Annotated in this window: 13 protein-coding genes; 9 read left to right on the plus strand and 4 right to left on the minus strand. The window is 66.3% G+C overall.

What is annotated here, in order from left to right; all coding sequences use genetic code 11:
* Positions 1-12: 12 nt before the first annotated feature.
* On the minus strand, positions 13-825 hold the full coding sequence (gene xthA, locus RND78_RS15990; RefSeq protein ID WP_312730163.1) for an exodeoxyribonuclease III: 813 nt from the start codon (positions 823-825) through the stop codon (positions 13-15).
* A gap of 179 nt (positions 826-1,004) precedes the next feature.
* Between xthA and RND78_RS15995 the strand changes: the two genes are divergently transcribed.
* From RND78_RS15995 to RND78_RS16025, 7 genes are all read left to right on the plus strand, one after another.
* Entirely contained in the window at positions 1,005-2,681 is a 1,677-nt protein-coding gene (locus RND78_RS15995; protein ID WP_312730227.1) for an autotransporter assembly complex family protein, read from the plus strand.
* Positions 2,678-6,370: a translocation/assembly module TamB domain-containing protein gene (locus tag RND78_RS16000; RefSeq protein WP_312730164.1), complete on the plus strand. Its 3,693-nt coding sequence runs from the start codon at positions 2,678-2,680 to the stop codon at positions 6,368-6,370. Before RND78_RS15995 ends, RND78_RS16000 begins: the two co-directional genes overlap by 4 nt.
* A gap of 81 nt (positions 6,371-6,451) precedes the next feature.
* Positions 6,452-6,952, plus strand: a complete 501-nt coding sequence (tpx, locus tag RND78_RS16005; RefSeq protein WP_312730167.1) for a thiol peroxidase — start codon at positions 6,452-6,454, stop codon at positions 6,950-6,952.
* Positions 6,953-7,109: 157 nt separating this feature from the next.
* Complete coding sequence (locus RND78_RS16010; RefSeq protein WP_312730169.1) at positions 7,110-8,345, plus strand: MdtA/MuxA family multidrug efflux RND transporter periplasmic adaptor subunit; 1,236 nt, start codon at positions 7,110-7,112, stop codon at positions 8,343-8,345.
* Between the two features lie 9 nt (positions 8,346-8,354).
* Entirely contained in the window at positions 8,355-11,486 is a 3,132-nt protein-coding gene (locus tag RND78_RS16015) for a multidrug efflux RND transporter permease subunit (RefSeq protein ID WP_312730171.1), read from the plus strand.
* Between the two features lies 1 nt (position 11,487).
* On the plus strand, positions 11,488-14,598 hold the full coding sequence (locus RND78_RS16020; RefSeq protein WP_312730172.1) for an efflux RND transporter permease subunit: 3,111 nt from the start codon (positions 11,488-11,490) through the stop codon (positions 14,596-14,598).
* Positions 14,595-16,076 carry an efflux transporter outer membrane subunit gene (locus RND78_RS16025; RefSeq protein ID WP_312730173.1) on the plus strand — a complete coding sequence of 494 codons (1,482 nt, stop codon included), beginning with the start codon at positions 14,595-14,597 and terminating at the stop codon, positions 16,074-16,076. The genes RND78_RS16020 and RND78_RS16025 overlap by 4 nt, the downstream gene beginning before the upstream one ends.
* 235 nt (positions 16,077-16,311) lie before the next feature.
* Here RND78_RS16025 and RND78_RS16030 read toward each other — a convergent pair whose 3' ends face one another.
* Positions 16,312-16,623 (minus strand): SCP2 sterol-binding domain-containing protein, encoded by a 312-nt coding sequence (locus RND78_RS16030; RefSeq protein WP_058765123.1) that lies wholly within the window; start codon positions 16,621-16,623, stop codon positions 16,312-16,314.
* 261 nt (positions 16,624-16,884) lie between these two features.
* Between RND78_RS16030 and sohB the strand changes: the two genes are divergently transcribed.
* Together sohB and RND78_RS16040 are read left to right on the plus strand one after the other, a co-directional pair.
* Positions 16,885-17,910 carry a protease SohB gene (gene sohB / locus RND78_RS16035; protein ID WP_312730178.1) on the plus strand — a complete coding sequence of 342 codons (1,026 nt, stop codon included), beginning with the start codon at positions 16,885-16,887 and terminating at the stop codon, positions 17,908-17,910.
* A gap of 48 nt (positions 17,911-17,958) precedes the next feature.
* Positions 17,959-18,951: a YhdH/YhfP family quinone oxidoreductase gene (locus RND78_RS16040; protein WP_312730179.1), complete on the plus strand. Its 993-nt coding sequence runs from the start codon at positions 17,959-17,961 to the stop codon at positions 18,949-18,951.
* A gap of 66 nt (positions 18,952-19,017) precedes the next feature.
* Here RND78_RS16040 and RND78_RS16045 read toward each other — a convergent pair whose 3' ends face one another.
* Both RND78_RS16045 and RND78_RS16050 read right to left on the minus strand, forming a co-directional pair.
* Positions 19,018-19,518 carry a DUF934 domain-containing protein gene (locus RND78_RS16045; RefSeq protein WP_312730180.1) on the minus strand — a complete coding sequence of 167 codons (501 nt, stop codon included), beginning with the start codon at positions 19,516-19,518 and terminating at the stop codon, positions 19,018-19,020.
* Positions 19,502-21,160, minus strand: a complete 1,659-nt coding sequence (locus tag RND78_RS16050; RefSeq protein ID WP_312730181.1) for a nitrite/sulfite reductase — start codon at positions 21,158-21,160, stop codon at positions 19,502-19,504. The genes RND78_RS16045 and RND78_RS16050 overlap by 17 nt, the downstream gene beginning before the upstream one ends.
* Between the last annotated feature and the right edge of the window lie 98 nt (positions 21,161-21,258).

Genomic DNA, 21,258 nt, shown 5'->3' on the forward strand with positions numbered 1-21,258 from the left:
CGTTACAGCCGTTCAGCGCAACTCCAGCCAGACCGGGGCGTGGTCGGAGGGTTTCTCCATGCCGCGGATGTCGTAGTCGACGCCGGCCGCGGCGATGCGCTCGCGAAGGGCGCGGGAGGCGAGAATGGTATCGATGCGCAGACCGCGCTTGGGCTCGTCTTCGAAGCCGCGACTGCGATAGGGGAACCAGCTGAACCTGTCGTCGACCTCGGGATGCAGGTGGCGGTAGCTGTCGACCAATCCCCAGCCGAGCAGGCGTTGCATCCATTCCCGTTCTTCGGGCTGGAAGCTGCAGGCGCCCGTTCGCAGCCAACGCTTGGCGTTGGCTGCGCCGATGCCGATGTCGTGGTCCTGGGCGGAAATATTGAAGTCACCCATCAACAGCAGAGGTGTATCGGCGGAGAAACGCTCTTCAAGTAGTTTCTGAAGATCTGCGTAGAACTTCCTCTTGCCAGGGAATTTTGTTGGGTGAGCGATATTCTCGCCCTGGGGAAAATAGCCGTTCATGACCACCAGCGGCTGGCCCTGGCGATCGGCGAAGACACCATAGATGAACCTCTTCTGGGATTCCTCGCCATCTCCCGGAAAGCCCTTGTGCAGTTCCAGGGGCGCCAGGCGCGACAGCAGGGCAACGCCGTAGTGGCCCTTCTGGCCGTGATAGTGGACGTGGTAGCCCAGCGCCTCGACCTCCGCCTGGGGAAACTGATCATCCGAGACCTTGGTTTCCTGCAAGCCGATCACGTCAGGATCGTAGCGTTCGATGATGGCAGAAAGTTGATGATGTCTTGCTCTCAAGCCATTGATATTAAAGCAAACTATCTTCATTCTGGCTGTCCTGGGAAAAGAGAGATCCTAGCCTATTCCGCCGTACTCTGGCGAAACGGCCCGGTAGCGAACCCTGGACGCATCCGTTTGTCTGACAGCGCAACGCCCGTTAGCATCCCTGTATGAATAGTCCGACAGCTCTACGCCGTGCCTTGATTGGAGTCTGTTGCCTGCACGGGATGGCCTGGGCAGCGCCGGCCGAGGTGAGCGTCCGCGTCGAGCCGGCCAATACCCCCTTGCGTGACAACATCCAGGCCTACATCGGCTCCGTCGAGGGGCGCGATAGTGCCGCCTTGCAGCGCTTGCGCCCGGCCGCCGAGCGCCAGGCCGAGCAGGCCGCCCAGGCCTTGGGCTACTACCATGCGCAGATCGAGACCCGCGTTGATCCCGGCGAAACGCCGCGGCTGGTGGTGGAGGTTCGCCCAGGCGAGCCGGTGAAGCTGCGCAACGTGGACATCCGCATCGAAGGACCGGCGCGCCAGCTGCGGGTCTTCCAGCGGCCGATACCCGCAGGCCTCAAGCCGGGCCAGCCGCTGAACCAGGGGCTGTACGAGGATGCCAAGAGCCTCATCCAGAACCAGGCGCAGCGCTACGGTTTCTTCCGCGGTACCTTCACCCAGCACCAGCTGCGCATCGACCCGGCCACCGGTTTCGCCGACATCGCCCTGGTGTTCGAGAGCGGGCCGCGTTTCGTCCTGGGCCAGGTGACCTTCGAGGGGGATGCGCCCTTCGATCCCGATCTGCTCCAGCGCATGGTGCCTTTCACCCAGGGCACGCCCTACGATTCCGAACTGATCGCCGACTTCCAGAGCAACCTGCTGGCCAGTGGCTTCTTCGATGGTGCCCGGCTGGACACCTACCCCAAGACCGAAGGACCTGCGGAAGTCCCGGTGACGGTGACCCTGCGCACCCGCAAGCCGCGAACCTTCGGCTTCGGTCCGGGCTACTCCACCGACGTTGGCCCGCGTCTCAGATTCACCTGGGAGAACCACTGGCTCAACCCGCAGGGGCACAGCCTGGGCGCCGAGGCCGAGCTGTCGGCGCCGCGCCAGAGCGTCGCCACCTGGTACGACATTCCGGGCCAGGACCCGATCAACGACAAGTTCCGCTTCGCCGGTGGCTACCAGTACGAGCAGATCGCCGACGACGACTCCCTCAGCCAACTACTCACCGTCGGCCCCGAGTGGCACCGCAAGTTTCCCAATGGTTGGGAGCGGGTGCTGTCGGTGAAGTGGCGCAACGAGAGCTATCGCCTGGGCAACGACGACGGCACCTCCAACCTGGTCATGCCGGGTGTGGACTTCTCGCTGCTGCGCAGTGACAACCGCATCGATCCCAATCGTGGCTACCGCCTGCAGTTCGGCGTGTCGGCGGCCAAGGAAGGGTTGCTGTCGGACGCCAACATGGTGCATGCCACGGCGCTGGCACGGGGGCTGATCACGCTGGGCGACGGCCACCGCTTCCTCGGGCGGCTGCAACTGGGCGGCAACCTCACCAATGGCTACAACAAGATTCCGCCGTCGCTGCGCTTCTTCGCCGGCGGCGACCAGAGCGTGCGGGGTTACGACTACCAGACGCTGTCGCCGGAGAACGACGAGGGCGACTACGTCGGCGGCCGCTATCTGATCGCCGGTGGCGTCGAGTACCAATATCCGCTGCGGGACAAGTGGCGCCTGGCGACCTTCGTCGACCAGGGTAGCGCCTTCAACGATCTCAACAATTATCAACTCAAGACGAGTGTCGGCGTGGGCGTGCGCTGGGTCTCGCCGGTCGGCCCGATCCGCGTCGACCTGGCCCACGGCCTGGACGAACCCGGTGGCATCCGCCTGCATTTTTCCATAGGGCCCGAGCTGTGAAGTCGGTCGGTGGTGTCGTTCTCGGAATCCTGGCGGCCCTACTGGGCGCGCTGATCCTGCTGCTGGTGCTCGTGCTGGGCAATGCCAACATCGGGCGGGCGGTACTGGGCCAGGTGCCCGGCCTGACGCTGACGGACTTCCAGGGCCGTCTGGGGAGCCATTGGCAGGCACGGCAGCTGGTCTGGCAGGGCGGTGCTACGCGGGTGACGGTGGATGAACCGCAATTCACCTGGCGCCCACGCTGCCTGCTCCGCCTACAGCTGTGCATCGATACCCTGGCCGCCTCGCGGGTTGCCATCGACCAGGCGCCGAGCACCGAGCCGGCGTCCGCGCAAAGCGAGCCGGTCCGCTTGCCGTCGCTGGGTTTGCCCGTTGGTGTGCAGTTGGGCGAGGTGCGCCTGGGGCAGGTGCTCTACAACGGCGCCGAACAGGCTCGTGACCTGCAACTGCAGGCGCGCTGGCAGGCCGACGGTGTTGCCATCGAGCGCCTGGCTGGTGCGGCCTACGGCCTGACGCTGGATACCCAGGGGCATCTGCAGCCCCAGGGCGACTGGCCGCTGCAACTGAACGGAACCCTGGGCCTGCCGGCACCGGACCAGGCGCCCTGGTCGCTGGCTTTGAAGGTCGAGGGTGAGCTGCATAAGACCCTGCGCCTGACGGCCGACAGCAGCGGCTACCTGCCGGGACGGTTGACCGGTACGGTCCAGCCCCTGGTCGAGAATGTCCCGGCCGATCTGCAACTGGGGGCGAATGGCTTCAAGGCGGCGGCGAGCCTGCCCGATACCCTGCGCCTGGATGACCTCAAGCTCACCGCCCGGGGCGATCTGGCCGCGGGCTACGCCTTGCTCGGCCAGGCAAGGTTGCCTGGGGAGGGTGGCCCGGTGGCCCTGGAGCTGGATGGCCGCGTCGACGCCAAGGGCGCACGGATCGCTGCCCTGCGCCTGCAGGCCACGCCCGAACAGCGGGTGCTACTGGCCGGGCAACTGGACTGGCAGCAGGGCCTGTCCGCCGACGCCACCCTCGACTGGCGCGACTTCCCCTGGCGGCGTCTCTATCCCATGGCCGAACCGCCGGTGTCCCTGCAGCGCTTGCAGGGAGAGGTGGCCTATCGCGATGGCGGCTACCTGGGCAATCTCAAGGCCGAGGCCACCGGGCCGGCCGGCGCCTTCACCCTGGCCACTCCCTTCAGCGGTGACACCACCCAGCTCAACCTACCGTCGCTGGACCTGCAGGCCGGCCAGGGGCGCGCCCAGGGCAAGGTCAACCTGGGCTTCGCCGAGGGCGTCAGCTGGCAGGTGGCGCTGGACCTCAGTCGCCTGGACCCGGCCTTCTGGGTCGCCCAGTTGCCGGGTAGCCTGGCGGGTCCGTTGCGCAGCTCCGGCGCCTTCAAGGAGGGACGCCTGCAACTGGATGCCGACCTGGACCTGAAGGGCCGCCTGCGCAACCAACCGGCCGTGCTGGCGGCCCAGGCCAAGGGTGCCGGCGAGCAGTGGCAGGTCTCCCAGCTGGATATTCGCTTGGGTGACAACCGCATCCACGGAGAGGGCGCTCTCGACCAGCGCCTGCAAGGCCAGTTGCAGCTGGATTTGCGTCGCCTGGCCCAGCTCTGGCCCGATCTCTCCGGTAGCGCCGAGGGCCGACTCGACCTGGCCGGTACCCTCAAGGCGCCCGCAGGTCAGTTGCGGCTCAACGGTCGCCAACTCACCTATGCCGACAATCGACTGGCCAGCCTGGCGTTGTCCGCCGATCTGGACGAGCGCCAGCGCGGCCAACTGGACCTCACCGCCCAAGGTCTGCAGGCGGCCGGCCGAGACTTCGGGGTGCTGCGGTTGCAAGGGCAGGGCGATCGTCGACAGCAACAGGCGAATCTTTCGCTCCAGGGGTCTCAGTTGACCCTGGCCCTCGCGGCGGACGGCACCCTGTCCGAGAAGGGCGACTGGAAGGGGCAAATGGCCCGGGGCTCAGTCGCCGCCAGCGGCCAGGACTGGACGTTGGCGAGTCCGGCGCGTGTCGAGCGCCTGGCCAGCGGCCGTCTCGAGCTGGGCCGCCATTGCTGGCGGTCGGGCGCGGCCAGTCTCTGCGGCGACGATCAACAGCTGCTACCGGATACCCGCCTGGCCTGGCACCTGCGTGCCTTCCCCTTGGCCAGCCTGCAACCGCTGCTGCCACCGGAGCTGGCCTGGCAGGGCACTCTCGACGGTGACGTGGACCTGCGCCTGCCCAAGGCCGGACCCGATGGGGAAGTCCGCCTCCAGGCTGGCCGCGGCAGTCTCAAGCTACGTGACGCCACCGGACAGTGGCAAACCTTCAGCTACGACAGCCTCGACGTGACCAGCACCCTGAAGCCGCAACAGGTGGACACCCAGGTACACCTGACCAGCGCCGATCTCGGACGCCTGGATGTCCAGGCCCGGCTGGACCCACGTGACCCGAACCAGGCGTTGGCCGGGCACTTCCAGTTGCAGGGTCTCAATCTCGCCCTGGGCAAGGCCTTCGTCGAAGGCATCGAGCACCTGGAAGGCAAGATCAACGGCTCGGGCGAGCTGGGCGGCACCCTGTTGCAACCCCGCGTCAATGGCCAGATCCAGCTCAGCGGTGGCGACATTGGCGGCGGCAGCGTGCCGACCCGGTTGCAGGATCTCGGCCTCACCGCCCGCATTCAGGGGGATACCGCTATCCTCGATGGCGGCTGGCGCAGCGGTACCCAGGGCCACGGCCAGATCCAGGGCAGCGTCGGCTGGGCCCAGGGCCTGGACGTCAATGTCGCGGTGACCGGCGACCGGCTGCCGGTCAACGTCGAACCCTATGCCCAGCTGGAAGTGGCGCCCAATCTCAAGATCCTGATGAAGGACGGGCGCCTGGCGCTGGCCGGGGAAGTCAGGGTGCCGCGCGGACGCATCCAGGTGCGACAGCTGCCGCCCTCCACGGTCAAGGTGTCGGACGATGCCGTCATCGTCGGCCAGGAAGCCCCGGCCAGGCAGCCGCCGCTGCAGATCGCCATGGACGTCGACGTGCTGGTCGGCGCCGACAAACTCACCTTCGACGCCTTCGGTCTGTCCGCCGAGATCGTCGGCAAGGTCCACATCGGCGACAATCTCGATACCCGCGGCGAGCTCAACCTGCGCAACGGCCGCTACAACGCCTATGGCCAGCGCCTGACCATGAGACGGGCGCGGCTGTTCTTCCAGGGGCCTATCGGCCAGCCCTACATCGATGTCGAGGCGGTGCGGGTGGTGCAGGAGCAGAACGTCACCGCCGGCCTGCGCCTTTCCGGCTTCGTCCAGCAACCGCGCATCGAGGTGTTCTCCGAGCCGAGCATGAGCCAGGAACAGGCGCTGGCCTACCTGGTGCTGGGACGACCGCTGTCCAGCGGCAGCGAAGGGGACAACAACGTACTCGGCCAGGCCGCCCTGGCGTTGGGTCTGGCGGGTAGCTCGGGCACTGCCGGCGAGCTGGCCCAGCGCCTGGGTATCCAGAATTTCCAGCTCGACACCGCAGGCTCCGGCGACAAGACCAGTGTCGTCGCGTCGGGCAATCTCACCGATCGGTTGTCGCTGCGTTATGGTGTCGGGGTATTCGATTCGGCCAACACGGTCGCGCTGCGTTACCAGCTCACCCGGCGGCTCTATCTGGAGATCGCCAGCGGGCTGGCCAACTCCCTGGATTTCTTCTATCGCCGCGATTTTTGAGTAGGGGACGCGCAAGGCTTTGATCGGCCGCGGAAAACGTGTTTACTCCCTGTCCCCGTCTCATGAGAAAAGGAGCAATTCATGGCAACCGTCAATCTGCGCGGCAATCCGGTCGAAGTGCAGGGCAACCTGCCGCAGCCCGGCCAACAGGCACCGGCCTTCAGCCTGGTCAATGGCGACCTGCAGGACGTCACCCTGGCCAGCCTCGCCGGCAAGCGCAAGGTGCTCAACATCTTCCCCAGCGTCGATACCCCGACCTGCGCCACCTCGGTGCGCAAGTTCAATGCGGAGGTCGACAAGCTGGATAACACCCTGGTGCTCTGCATCTCGGCCGACCTGCCGTTCGCCCAGAAGCGTTTCTGCGGTGCCGAAGGGCTGGAGAAGGTGGTGAATCTCTCCACGCTGCGCGGTGCCGAGTTCCTGCAGAACTACGGCGTCGCCCTGGCCAGCGGTCCGCTGCAGGGCCTGGCCGCTCGCGCCGTGGTGGTACTGGACGAGCAGGACAAGGTGTTGCATAGCGAACTGGTCCCGGAAATCGGCCAGGAGCCGAACTACGCGGCGGCGCTGGCCGTCCTGGGCTAAGCCTTGCCCGCGGCGCTGTTGGGCCGCAGGCCACGAGAAACGGGCGGACGTCTTTGTTTCCGCCCGTTTCTCCCTAGGTAAAAACGCAGTAAAGGGGCTGGTGACTGCGGCTCCGGCTGCTTATCTTCCGCCTTCTCCTGCGCGTACGAACTCTTCGATGTCCGACTCTTCTCCCCACACCTCTTCGCGTCGCCGACTGCTCTGGCTGCTGCTCATCGTCTTGCTGTTGGCCGCTGCCGGCGGGTACTGGTATCACCAGCATGGGCAGAAGGAGGCGGCCGCCTCGGGCAAGGGTGCGCGGTCGCCCTTCGGTATGACCGGCCCCACACCGGTACGGGTGGTGGCGGTGGAGCAGCGCAGTTTTCCCATCGTGCGTAAATCCATCGGCACGGTCACGGCGCTCAATACCGTGAATGTCCGCACCCGGGTGGCCGGCGAGCTGGTGCGCGTGGCCTTCGAGGAAGGCCAGAAGGTCAAGGCCGGCGATTTGCTGGCGACCATAGATCCACGGCCCTACCAGGTGGCCCTGCAACAAGCCGAAGGTACCCTGCAGCAAAACCAGGCGCAGCTGCGCAACGCCGAGCTGGACCTCAAGCGCTACCAAGGGCTGTTCCGCGAAGACAGCATCGCCAAGCAGACCCTGGATACCCAGGAGGCGCTGGTCAATCAGTATCGCGGCACGCTCAAGAACAGCCAGGCGGCGGTGGCCGACGCCAAGCTCAACCTTGCCTTCACCCAGATCAAGGCGCCCATCACCGGCCGCGTCGGCCTGCGCCAGCTGGACGGCGGCAACCTGCTGTCCGCCAATGACAGCACCGTGGTGGCCGTGATCACCCAGACCCAGCCGATCTCGGTGGTCTTCACCTTGCCGGAAAGCCAGCTCGGCGAGCTGCTCAAGCGCGCGCGCAGCGGCCAGACGCTGCCGGTCGAAGCCTGGGATCGCGGCGGGATACGCAAGGTCGCCGAGGGTACCCTGCAGAGTTTCGATAACCAGATCGACACGTCCACCGGTACCCTTAAGTTTCGCGCGCGCTTCGCCAATGGCGACGAAGCGCTGTTCCCCAATCAGTTCGTTACCGTGCGGGTCCGCGAGCAGGTGCTGGACCAGGCGCTGGTGCTGCCGTCTTCCGCCATCCAGTTCGGCTCCAACGGCACCTTCGCCTACGTGGTGGGACCCGACAACAAGATTCAGGTCCGCGCCCTCAAGGTCGGCCCGGATGACGGTAGCCTGACGGTGGTCACCGAAGGCCTGGCCGCTGGCGATCGCGTGGTCACCGAAGGTACCGACCGCCTGCGCGAGGGCGCCGAGGTGGAGGTCGTGACAGGAGCCTCGGCGCCGCCCAGCGAACCGGCCAAGCCGGCGGTGCGCAAGCCCGGCAAGACCCAGGGCTGATCGGCCGCGATGGATATCTCGCGCCCGTTCATCCTGCGCCCGGTCGCCACCACCCTGTTGATGGTGGCGCTGCTCATCGCCGGTCTGCTGGCCTATCGGCTGCTGCCGGTGGCTGCGCTGCCGCAGGTGGACTATCCCACCATCCGCGTCCTCACCCTCTATCCGGGGGCCAGCCCCGACGTCATGACCAGCGCCGTCACCGCGCCGCTGGAGCGCCAGTTCGGCCAGATGCCGGGGCTGTCGCAGATGGCGTCCACCAGCTCCGGTGGCGCCTCGGTGATCACCCTCAGGTTCAACCTGGAACTGGACCTGTCGGTCGCCGAGCAGGAAGTCCAGGCGGCGATCAATGCGGCCAACAACCTCTTGCCCAACGACCTGCCGGCACCGCCGGTGTACAACAAGGTCAATCCGGCCGATACGCCCATCGTCACCCTGGCGATCAGCTCCAGGACGCTGCCGTTGCCCACCCTCTATGACCTGGTCGATACCCGCATGGCGCAGAAGCTGGCCCAGGTCAGCGGGGTCGGGATGGTCAGCCTGGCCGGTGGCCAGCGCCCGGCGGTGCGCATCCAGGTCGATCCCGATAAGCTCGCGGCCCACAACCTGACCCTGGCCGATGTGCGCAGCCTGGTCACCAGCGAGAACACCAACCAGCCGAAGGGCAGCTTCGACGGCCCCACGCGGGTCGCCACCCTGGACGCCAACGACCAGATACGCGATCCCAAGGCCTACGGCGAGCTGATCCTCAACTATGCCGACAACGGCGCCCTGCGCCTGGGTGACGTCGCCACCATCGCCCAGGGTGCGGAAAACGACCGCCTGGCGGCCTGGGCCAATCGCAGCGGTGCCATCCTGGTCAACGTCCAGCGCCAGCCCGGCGCCAACGTCATCCAGACCGTCGACCGCATCCAGGCGTTGTTGCCCAGCCTCAAGGAAAGCCTGCCGGCCGGGCTCGACATCGCCGTGCTCAGCGACCGCACCGAGACCATCCGCGCGGCGGTCACCGACGTCCAGCACGAGATGCTGCTGGCGGTGGGGCTGGTGGTCATGGTCACCTTCGTCTTCCTGCGCCGCTTCAGCGCCACCCTGATTCCCTCGGTCACGGTACCGCTGTCGCTGATCGGCACCTTCGGCGCGATGTACCTGGCCGGCTTCTCGCTGAACAACCTGTCGCTGATGGCCCTGACCATCGCCACCGGTTTCGTCGTCGACGATGCCATCGTCATGCTGGAAAACATCTCGCGGCATCTGGAGGAGGGTGCCACTCCACTGGAGGCCGCCCTCAAGGGCGCCCGGCAGATCGGCTTCACCCTGGTGTCCCTCACCATTTCCCTGATCGCCGTGCTCATCCCCCTGCTGTTCATGCAGGACGTGGTGGGCCGGCTGTTCCGTGAATTCGCCATTACCCTGGCGGTGGCCATCCTCATCTCCCTGGTGATCTCCCTGACCCTCACCCCGATGATGTGCGCGCGACTGCTCAAGCAGGAACAGGCCGCCGAGCATCGCCTGGTGTGGCTGGAGCGGCTGATCGCCGGCTATGGCCGGGCACTGCGTTGGGCGTTGCTGCACCGGGCGCTGATGCTGCTGCTGGCGGTGGCCACCTTCGTGCTCACCGCGTTGCTCTACCTGCTGGTGCCCAAGGGCTTCTTTCCGGCCCAGGACACCGGCTCCATCCAGGGCATCACCGAGGCGCCCCAGTCGATTTCCTTCCGCGGCATGAGCGAGCGCCAGCAGGCACTGGCCGAGGTGGTGCTACAGGACCCGGCGGTGGCCAGCCTGTCCTCCTACATCGGCGTCGACGGTGACAACGTCACCCTCAACAGCGGTCGCCTGCAAATCAACCTCAAGCCGCAAAGCGAGCGCGACGTCACCGCCCAGGAAGTGATCGACCGCCTGCGTCCCGCGGTCGCCAAGGTGGTGGGCATCACCCTCTACATGCAGCCGGTGCAGGACCTCAGCGTCGAGGACCGGGTCAGCCGGACCCAGTACCAGCTGAGCCTGGATTCGCCCGATGCCAACCTGCTCGACACCTGGGTGCCGCGGCTGACCCAGGCCCTGCAACAGCGCCCGGAACTCACCGACGTCACCAGCGACCTGCAGAACAAGGGCTTGCAGCTGTACCTGACCATCGACCGTGATGCCGCGGCGCGCCTCGGCGTCCAGGTGTCGGCCATTACCGACGCCCTCTACGATGCCCTCGGCCAGCGGCAGATCTCGACCATCTACACCCAGGCCAACCAGTACCGGGTGGTCCTCGCCAGCGCCGCCGCCGACAGCCTTGGCCCGGATGCCCTCAGCCAGGTCTGGGTCAAGGCGGGTAGTGGTACCAGCTCCAGCGGTAGCAGCGGGACCGGCACCGCGACCACGACGGAAACCACCACCGATACCGCCCGCGCCCCGGTGCGCCTCTCCAGCCTGGTGAAGATGGAGCAGCGGCCGACCCGGCTGGTGATCAACCACCTCAGTCAATTCCCGGCGGTGACCCTGTCCTTCAACCTGGCCACCGGCGTCTCCCTCGGCGCCGCCGTGGCGGCCATCGACGCGGCCAAGCAGGAGATCGGCTTGCCGCTGGGCATCAACACCCGCTACCAGGGCGCGGCGGCGGCCTTCCAGGCGTCGCTGTCCAGCACCCTGCTGCTGATCCTGGCCGCGGTGGTGGTGATGTACATCGTTCTCGGGGTGCTCTACGAGAGCTTCATCCATCCCCTGACCATCCTCTCGACGCTGCCGTCGGCGGCCATCGGGGCCTTGCTGGCATTGCTGCTCACCGGCAACGACCTGGGGCTGATTGCGGTGATCGGCATCATCCTGCTGATCGGCATCGTCAAGAAGAACGCCATCATGATGATCGACTTCGCCCTGGACGCCGAACGGCACCAGGGGCTCATGCCGGAGGAAGCCATCTACCAGGCGGCGCTGTTGCGCTTCCGGCCGATCCTCATGACCACCCTGGCCGCCTTGTTCGGCGCGGTGCCGCTGATGCTGGCGACCGGCGCGGGCGCCGAGCTGCGCCAGCCGCTGGGGCTGGTGATGGTCGGTGGCCTGCTGGTTAGCCAGGTGCTGACGCTGTTCACCACGCCGGTGATCTACCTGGCCTTCGACAGTCTTGGCGAGCGCCTGGGTCGGCGCAGGGCGGCCTGAGGTGAATCTCTCGGCGCCTTTCATCGCCCGGCCGGTCGCGACCCTGCTACTGAGCCTGGCCCTGCTGCTGCTGGGCGCCATCGCCTTCCGCTTGCTGCCGGTGGCGCCGCTACCGCAGATGGACTTCCCGACCATCACGGTCTCGGCGACCCTGTCTGGCGCCAGCCCCCAGGTGATGGCTTCCAGCGTGGCCACGCCCCTGGAGCGCTCCCTCGGCACCATCGCCGGCATCAGTTCCATGACCAGCCGCAGCAGCCAGGGCTCGACGCAGATCATCATCCAATTCGACCTGGACAAGGACGTCAACACCGCCGCCCGCGAGGTCCAGGCGGCTATCAACGCTTCGCGCAACCTCTTGCCCAGCGGCATGCGCCAGATGCCGCGCTACCGCAAGGTCAATCCGTCCCAGGCACCCATCATGGTGTTCTCGCTGACGTCCAAGACGCTGAGCAAGGGCGAACTCTACGACCTGGCCTCCACGGTCCTCGCCCAGAGCCTGTCCCAGGTCAATGGGGTAGGTGAGGTACAGATCGGCGGCAGTTCGCTGCCCGCGGTACGCATCGAGCTGGAACCGCGTCAGCTGGAACACTATGGCCTGGCACTGGACGACGTCCGCACCGCGATCAACAGTGCCAACCAGCGCCGCCCCAAGGGCGCGGTGGCCAACGATGACCACAACTGGCAGATCCAGGCCAACGATCAGCTGTTCAAGGCCGCCGACTACGCCCCGCTGATCATTCGCTACCAGGACGGCGCGACCCTGCGCCTGCGCGATGTCGCCAAGGTCAGCGACGCGGTGGAGGACCGTTACAACGCGGGGTTCTTCAACGACCAGAGCGCCGTGCTGCTGGTGGTCAACCGCCAGGCCAACGCCAACATCATCGAGACCATCGCCGCGCTCAAGGCGCGCCTGCCGGCCCTGGAAGCCATCGTCCCGGCCAGCGCCCGCCTGGAAGTGGCCATGGACAGATCCGGGGTGATCAAGGCGACCCTGCATGAAGCCGAGCTGACGCTGATCATCGCCGTGTTCCTGGTGATCGGCGTGGTCTGGCTGTTCCTCGGTCGGCTGCGCAGCGCAGTCATTCCGGCGTTGGCCGTGCCCATCTCCCTGGTGGGCACCTTCGCCGTCATGTACATCCTCGGCTTCTCGCTCAATACCCTGTCGCTGATGGCCCTGATCCTGGCGGCGGGGCTGGTGGTGGACGATGCCATCGTGGTGCTGGAGAACATCGCCCGGCATATCGACGAGGGCATGCCGCCGCTCAAGGCCGCCTATCAGGGCACCCGCGAGGTGGGGTTCACCCTGCTGTCGATGAACGTCTCCCTGGTCGCCGTCTTCGTCGCCATCCTGTTCATCGGCGGAATCGTCGAGAAGCTGTTCCGCGAATTCTCCCTGACCCTGGCCGCGGCCATCCTGGTCTCGCTGGTGGTGTCCCTGACCCTCACGCCGATGCTCTGCGCGCGCTGGCTGAGACCACACGATCCGGACAAAGAAGGGCGGTTGCAGCGTTTCAGCGAGCGGACCCATCGGCGCCTGGTGGCGGGCTACGACCGTACCCTCGGCTGGGCCCTGCGCCATCGGCGGCTGACCCTGCTGAGCCTGATCGCCACCATAGCGCTCAACGTGGTGCTCTACGTGGTGGTGCCCAAGACCTTCATGCCGCAGCAGGACACCGGCCAGCTGATCGGCTTCATCCGTGGGGACAATGCCCTGTCGTTCCAGGTCATGCAGCCGAAGATCGAGATCCTGCGCAAGGCGCTGCTGGCCGATCCGGCGGTGGCCAGCGCCTCCGGCTTCGTCGGCAGCTCCGGCGCCGGCAGCGGGGTGAACAACGCGGTGATGCTGATCCGCTTGAAGCCCATCGCCGAACGCCAGCTGGATGCCCAGAAGGTCATTGAGCGCATCCGGGCCAATGCGCCCAAGGTACCGGGTGCCCAGTTGTTCCTCATGGCCGACCAGGACCTGAGATTCGGCGGTCGCCAGCAGAGTACCTCGTCCTATGAGTACAACCTGCTGTCCGGTGACGTCGACCTGTTGGAGGCTTGGCAGCCCAAGGTCCTGGCGGCACTCAAGGCACTGCCGGAGCTGACCGCGGTGGACGGCCGCGAGGGCAGTACCCAGCAGATCACCCTGCAGATCGACCGCGAGATGGCCAAGCGCCTGGGCGTGAACATGGAGACGGTCGCCGCGGTGCTCAACAACTCCTTCGCCCAGCGGCAGATCTCGACCATCTACGAGCCGCTCAATCAGTACAAGGTAGTGATGGAGATCAATCCGCGCTATGCCCAGGACCCGACCGTCCTCGAGCAGATCCGCGTCATCACCAGTAGCGGGGCCCAGGTGCCGCTGGCAGCCTTCGCCCACTACACCAACAGCCTCGCCGAGGACCGGGTCACCCACGATGGCCAGTTCGCCTCGGAGAGCATCAACTTCGACCTGGCGCCCGATGTCAGCCTGGAACAGGCAACCCGGGCGGTACAGCGCGCCGTGGCCGCCATCGGCCTGCCGAGCGATGTCCAGGGCCGGCTGGGTGGCTCGGCCAACATCTTCGCCAGCACGGTATCCGGACAGCCGTTGATGATCCTCGGCGCCCTGGTGCTGGTCTACATCGTGCTCGGCGTCCTCTACGAGAGCTACGTGCACCCACTGACCATCCTCTCGACGTTGCCATCGGCCGGGGTGGGGGCCTTGCTGGCCATCCAGCTCACCGGCGGCCAGTTCAGCCTGATCTCCATGCTCGGCCTGTTCCTGCTGATCGGGGTGGTGAAGAAGAACGCCATCATGATGGTGGACCTGGCCCTGCAACTGGAGCGTAACCAGGGCCTGTCGCCCGAGGAGGGTATACGCCAGGCCTGCCTGTTGCGCCTGAGACCTATCCTGATGACCACCATGGCCGCCATCCTCGGCGCCGTGCCCTTGTTGATCGGCGGCACCGAGGGCGCCGAGATGCGCCAGCCGCTGGGCCTGGTGATCGTCGGCGGCCTGGTGCTGAGCCAGATCCTCACCCTCTACACCACGCCGGTGGTCTACCTCTATTTCGAACGCCTGCGCCGCCGCGTCAATCGCTGGCGCGGCATCCGTACCGACGCTGCCCTGGATACGCCGCTATGATCCCAACCCCGCGCCTGTCGGCGCTGACCCTGGCCCTGTTGCTGGCCGGCTGCACCCTGGGGCCGGACTACCAGCGGCCGAGTACCGCGGTGCCCGTCGCCTATCGCCACGCCGAGGGCTGGCAGGCCGCCGCACCCAAGGATCTGGAGGTGCGGGGTGACTGGTGGCGCCACTACGACGATCCCACCCTGGATCGGCTGATGGTCCAGCTGAACCAGCGCAACCAGAGCCTGGCCCAGGCCGAGGCCAGCTATCGGCAGTCCCTCGCCCTGGTGCGCCAGGCGCGCTCCGCGCTGTTTCCCACGCTCTCGAGCAGCCTGGGCGCCACTCGCTCCGGACGTGGCGGCGGCTCGGGCAACAGCACCGTCATCCGCAATTCCAGCGGCACCAGCAGCACCGTCAGCAGCGGTGGCGTGAGCACCATCAACAACTCCTATGACGCCAGCCTGGGGGTGAGCTGGGAGGTGGATCTCTGGGGCCGCGTGCGTCGCCAGCTGGAAGCGGACCGGGCCACCGCGCAGGCCAGTGCGGCGGAACTGGCGGCTACCCGCCTGAGCCTGCAGACCCAGTTGGCCACCAACTACCTGCAACTGCGGGTGCTGGACGCCCAGCAGCGGCTACTCGATGCTACCGTCGCCACCTACGAGCGCTCGCTGCGCCTGACGCAGAACCAATATCGTGCGGGGATCGTCACCCCGGCCGATGTCGCCCAGGCCACTACCCAGCTCAAGAGCACCCAGGCCGATGCCATCGACCTGAGGTATCAGCGCGCCCAGCTGGAAAATGCCATTGCGGTGCTGGTTGGCGAGGTCCCGGCCAACTTCCAGCTGGCCGCGGTCGACGCCATTCCGACCTTGCCGAGCCTACCCAGCGCCGTGCCCTCGACCTTGCTGGAGCGACGGCCCGACATCGCCCAGGCCGAGCGCCAGGTCATGGCCGCCAATGCCGCCATCGGCGTCGCCGAAGCCGCCTACTATCCCGACCTGACCCTGAGCGCCAGCGGCGGCTACAGCGCCGGCCAGTGGGACAGCCTGGTCAGCACGCCGAATCGCTTCTGGTCGATCGGGCCGTCCTTCGCCCTGGCGCTGTTCGATGGTGGCCTGCGCCGCGCCCAGGTGGAAGCCGCCGAGGCTAGCTACGACGCCAGCGTCGCCGGCTATCGCCAGACCGTGCTCGATGGCTTCCGCGAGGTGGAAGACTACCTGGTGCAACTACGCACCTACGGCGACGAAGCCGGTGTGCGCCAGGAAGCCCTGGACGCTGCCCGGCGTGCCCTGCAACTGGCCGAGAACCAGTATCGCGCGGGTCTGATCGGCTATCTGGACGTGGTCACCCTGCAGACCACCGCCTTGAGCAACGAGCGCACCAACCTGACCCTGCTGGGCAGTCGCCTGAGCACCAGCGTCCAGTTGATCGCGGCCCTCGGCGGTGGCTGGGATGGCAATATCGCTCCCGCCGTAGCGCCTCGCCGCCCTTGAACCCAGGCACGAAGAAGCCGGGCAGGTGCTAATGATCGCGGCCATGGGCCGCTCCTACAAAAGGCACGATGTAACTGTAGGAGCGGCCCATGGCCGCGATAACGCTTGAATTGGCACTGCCGATCACTCAAGAAAAAACGCCGCGTTCTTGGCAAGAGAACGCGGCGTTTTTCGTGGTTGCCAGGGCGGCTGTGATCACCGCTCAGCTGCCTGGCCTTGGTGTTGCGTGGGCGACTCAGTTGGGGAAGAGTTCGCCCAGCTTCATGCTCAGCATCATGTTGCCTTCGACGCGCAGCTTGCCGGACATGAAGGCCTGCATGCCGTCGGTCTCGCCGCTGACGATGCCGGCCAGGGTCGCCTGGTCCATGATCAGGGTGCAATCCGGATCGGCGGCGTCGCCCTGCTGGACGTCGCAGGTGCCATCCTTGATGACCACGTAGTAGTTGTCACCGCCCTCGACGTCGAACTGATAGGTGAGATCCAGGCCGGCCGCGGCGGAGGGGTCGAATTTGCTCTTCAGGGTAGCGATGGCATCGGCTGCGCTCATGGCGAGGGTCCTTGTAGTCTTCTTCGATGAGGCCAGGTCCGTGGTGGCCTGGCTGGGATACTCGACCGAGGGTAGGGGGCGACAGGTGCCCTGTCAACGGATATTCATACACTTGTTTGAATGCCTGGCAGGCAGGCCTCGCGCCGGCCCGACGAAGCCATTGCTCTGACTGGATAACCGGCCGGTGGCTGCCGAGTTTCTATCGGCCTGGCGACTCGGTATGCTGGGCAGGGCATTGCTGCCGCCATTCTAGGAGAGTCCGTGGAGTTTCTTGCCGACTATGCCAGTTTCCTGGCCAAAACCGTCACCCTGGTGGTGGCTATCCTCGCTGTGCTGCTCTTCGCTGCGACCATTCGCGGGCGCAATCGCCGTGGATCGGGCGGACAGCTTCAGGTCCAGAAGCTCAACGACGTCTACCGCGATCTGCGCCTGAGATTGCAGCAGAGCGTGCTCGGCAAGGAGGCCTTCAAGGCGCTGCGCAAGCGTGAGACCAAGGCCGAGAAGCACAAGCGCAAGAGCGAGTCCGGCAAGTCGCGGGTCTATGTGCTGGACTTCCACGGCGACATCAAGGCCTCGGCCAACGAGCACCTGCGCAACGAGATCACCGCCATCCTCACCCTGGCCACGCCCAAGGACGAGGTGGTGGTGCGGCTGGAGAGCGGCGGTGGGCTGGTGCACAGCTACGGCCTGGCCGCCTCGCAACTGGCGCGCATTCGCCAGGCCGGCGTGCCCTTGACCATCTGCGTCGACAAGGTGGCGGCCAGCGGCGGCTATATGATGGCCTGCATCGGTGACCGTATCCTCAGTGCGCCCTTCGCCATCCTCGGCTCCATCGGCGTGGTCGCCCAGTTGCCCAACGTCCATCGCCTGCTGAAGAAGCACGATGTGGACTTCGAAGTCTTCACCGCCGGCGAATACAAGCGCACCGTCACCGTGTTCGGCGAGAACGACGAGAAGGGCAAGGAAAAATTCCAGGACGACCTGGAGACCACCCACGAACTGTTCAAGAACTTCGTCGCCCACTACCGGCCGCAGCTCAACATCGAAGAGGTCGCCACGGGCGAGGTCTGGCTGGGGCAGGCCGCCCTGGGCAAGCAACTGGTGGACGAACTGCGTACCAGTGACGAGTACCTGGCCGAACGCGCGCAGGTCGTGGATGTCTTTGCCGTACGCTTCGTCGAGAAGAAGTCGCTGCCCGAACGGCTGGGCATGGCGGCCAGCCTCGGCGTGGATCGGCTGGTGACTACCTGGTGGGAGCGGCTTTCCGAGTCGACCCGCTGGCGCTGAGCCTCAGGCTTGCCGATCCCATAACAAGACTTCAAGGGAGGAACAGCGATGAGCAATTTCCAGGCACTCTGGGTGACCGAAGGGCCCCATGGGGCATTCCGTCAGGAGGTGGTGAGCCGTACCCTGGACGACCTGCCTGCGGGTGAGGTGCTGGTCCGGGTCCGTTACTCCTCACTCAACTACAAGGATGCGCTATCGGCCATCGGCAATCGCGGCGTGACCCGGCGGTATCCCCATACCCCGGGCATCGACGCGGCCGGCGTGGTGGAGGCCTCCAGCGCGGCCGAATTCGCTCCCGGTGACGAGGTCATCGTCACCGGCTACGACCTGGGCATGAACACCGCCGGCGGCTTCGGCCAGTACATCCGCGTGCCAGCCGCCTGGGTGATCCGCCGGCCGGACAACCTGGGTCTGCGCGAAGCCATGGTGCTGGGCACCGCTGGCCTGACCGCGGCGCTGTGCGTCGAGAAGCTCGAACAGATGGGGCTGACCCCCGAAGCGGGAACGGTGCTGGTCACCGGCGCCAGCGGAGGCGTGGGCAGCCTGGCGGTCAAGCTGCTGGCCAGGCTCGGCTATCACGTGGCGGCGTCCACGGCGAAGCTGGAGCGCGCCGAATGGCTGCATCGCCTCGGCGCACGGCAGATCCTCGACCGGGCGACCCTGGCCGACGGCGTCGGCAAGCCGCTGCTGGATCAGCAATGGGCGGGCGCGGTGGATACGGTCGGCGGCGACATCCTGTTCAACGTCATCAAGTCGCTGGAATACGGCGGCAGCGTGGCCTGCTGTGGGATGACCGCCGGCACCAAGTTCGAAGCCGGTATCTTCCCCTTCATCCTGCGCGGGGTGAATCTGCTGGGCGTCGATTCCGTCGAGTTGCCGCTGATGGCCAAGGCTGCCCTCTGGGACAAGCTGTCGGTGCAGTGGAAGCTGGACGACCTGGACAGCCTGACCCGGGAAATCGGCCTGCAGGAGCTGCCGGATACCATCAGCCAGATCCTGGCCGGGAAGATGGTGGGGCGTGTGGTGGTCAATCTGGGTTAGTGCCGAGTAAGCAAAAGAAAACCCGCCGCGGCGGGTTTTCTTTTGGCTGATCGCCGGACTGGCCAGTCAGGCCTGGCGGCGGCGGAACAGCGGCTGGGGCTCATCGACCGCAGCCTGGTAGGTCTCACTGAAGTCGCGCAGGCCTTTGAGGGCTGCTTCCGGATCGCGGTCGGCGCGGATCACGTAGGCGTCGAAGCCGCAGCGCTTGAGGAAGAACAGCTGATCCTGCAACACATCGCCAATGGCACGTAGCTCGCCTTTCCAGCCGAAGCGCTCGCGCAGCAGGCGGGCATAGGAATAGCCCCGGCCGTCGACGAAGGCCGGGAAGTTGATGGCGATGAGGGTGAAATGCTCAAGATGACCGGCGATGCTCTCGGGCTCCTCGTCGCTGTCCAGCCAGATGCCCAGGCGACCATCGCGGCAGGTGAGGGCATGACCGTGTTCCAGCCACAGGGCGGCGGGGATGATGACGTCGTCGCTGTTGGGGACGTCTGCCAGGGCGATGTCCTTGGGCAGCAGGTGCCAGTTATCGGTGACCAGCTGGTCGCCCTTAATGATTCTTTGCATAGACGCGCTCCTTGAAGGGGTCGATACCGATGCGGCGGTAGGTGTCTATGAAGCGCTCGTCTTCGGTGCGTTGTTCGACGTAGACGTTGATGAGCTTGCCGATCACCTCGGGCATCTGGTCCTGGGCGAAGGAGGGGCCGAGGATCTTGGCCAGGGTGGCGTCACGGCCGGCGTCGCCGCCCAGGGATACCTGGTAGAACTCCTCGCCTTTCTTGTCCACGCCCAGGATGCCGATGTGGCCGACGTGGTGGTGACCGCAGGCGTTCATGCAGCCGGAGATGTTCAGGTCCAGCTCGCCGATGTCGAACAGGTAGTCCAGGTCGTCGAAACGGCGCTGGATGGCCTCGGCGATGGGAATCGACTTGGCGTTGGCCAGGGAGCAGAAATCACCACCCGGGCAGCAGATCATGTCGGTCAGCAGGCCGATGTTGGGCGTAGCGAAGCCGTGCTCGCGCAGTTCGTGCCAGAGCTCCAGCAACTGCTCCTGGCGGACGTCGGCGAAGATGACGTTCTGCTGGTGCGAGGTGCGCAGCTCGCCGAAGCTGTAGCGATCGGCCAGGTCGGCCATGGCGTCCAACTGGCGGTCGATGACGTCACCCGGGGCCACGCCAGTGGGCTTGAGCGACAGGGTCACGGCGACATAGCCCGGACGCTTGTGGCGGAAGGTGTTGCGCTGGCGCCAGCGGGCGAAGCCCGGGTGCTCGGCGTCCAGGCGGGCGAGGGCGGCGTCCTGGTCCTGCAGCTCGGCATAGGGCGGATCGACGAAGAAGGCGGAAACACGGGCGACTTCGGCTTCGGTCAGGGTGATGGGGCCGTCCTTGAGGTGGGCCCATTCGGCCTCGACCTTCTCGGCGAAGACGTCGGCGCCCAGGGCCTTGACCAGGATCTTGATGCGCGCCTTGAACTTGTTGTCGCGGCGGCCATAGCGGTTGTAGACCCGCAGGGTGGCTTCCAAATAGCTGAGCAGGTGCTGCCAGGGCAGGAATTCACGGATGAATTCGCCGGTGTGCGGGGTACGGCCCTGGCCGCCGCCGACCAGTACGCGGAAGCCCAGCTCGCCGGCGTCGTTGCGCACCGCTTCCAGGCCGATGTCGTGTACCTCGATGGCGGCGCGGTCCAGGGCGGCGCCATTGACGGCGATCTTGAACTTGCGCGGCAGGAAGGCGAATTCGGGGTGGAAGGTCGACCACTGGCGGATGATCTCGCACCAGGGACGCGGATCGACGAGTTCGTCATGGGCCACGCCGGCGAACTGGTCGGTGGTGGTGTTGCGGATGCAGTTGCCGCTGGTCTGGATGGCGTGCATCTGGACGCTGGCCAGCTCGGCGAGGATCTCGGGGACGTCTTCCAGCTCCGGCCAGTTGAACTGGACGTTCTGGCGGGTGCTGATGTGGGCGTAGCCCTTGTCGTAGTCGCGGGCGATCTGCGCCAGCTTGCGCACCTGGGTGGTGTTCAGCAGCCCATAGGGCACGGCGACGCGTAGCATGGGCGCATAGCGCTGGATGTAGAGGCCATTCTGCAGGCGCAGGGGGCGATATTCCTCGCCACCCAGCTCTCCGGCCAGGAAGCGGCGGGTCTGGTCGCGAAACTGGGCGACACGTTCTTCGACGATCCGCTGATCGTACTGATCGTAAACGTACATGGTCATCCTGCTGTCAGGCGGCGCGCACGGCTGCGCGTGATCGAAGTCTTCGGCACCCGCGAGGGGAACGCCAGCGACTTTTCTAGGCCGTGAACGAT

This window comes from Pseudomonas oryzihabitans (assembly GCF_032027545.1).
Lineage (GTDB): Bacteria > Pseudomonadota > Gammaproteobacteria > Pseudomonadales > Pseudomonadaceae > Chryseomonas > Chryseomonas oryzihabitans_F.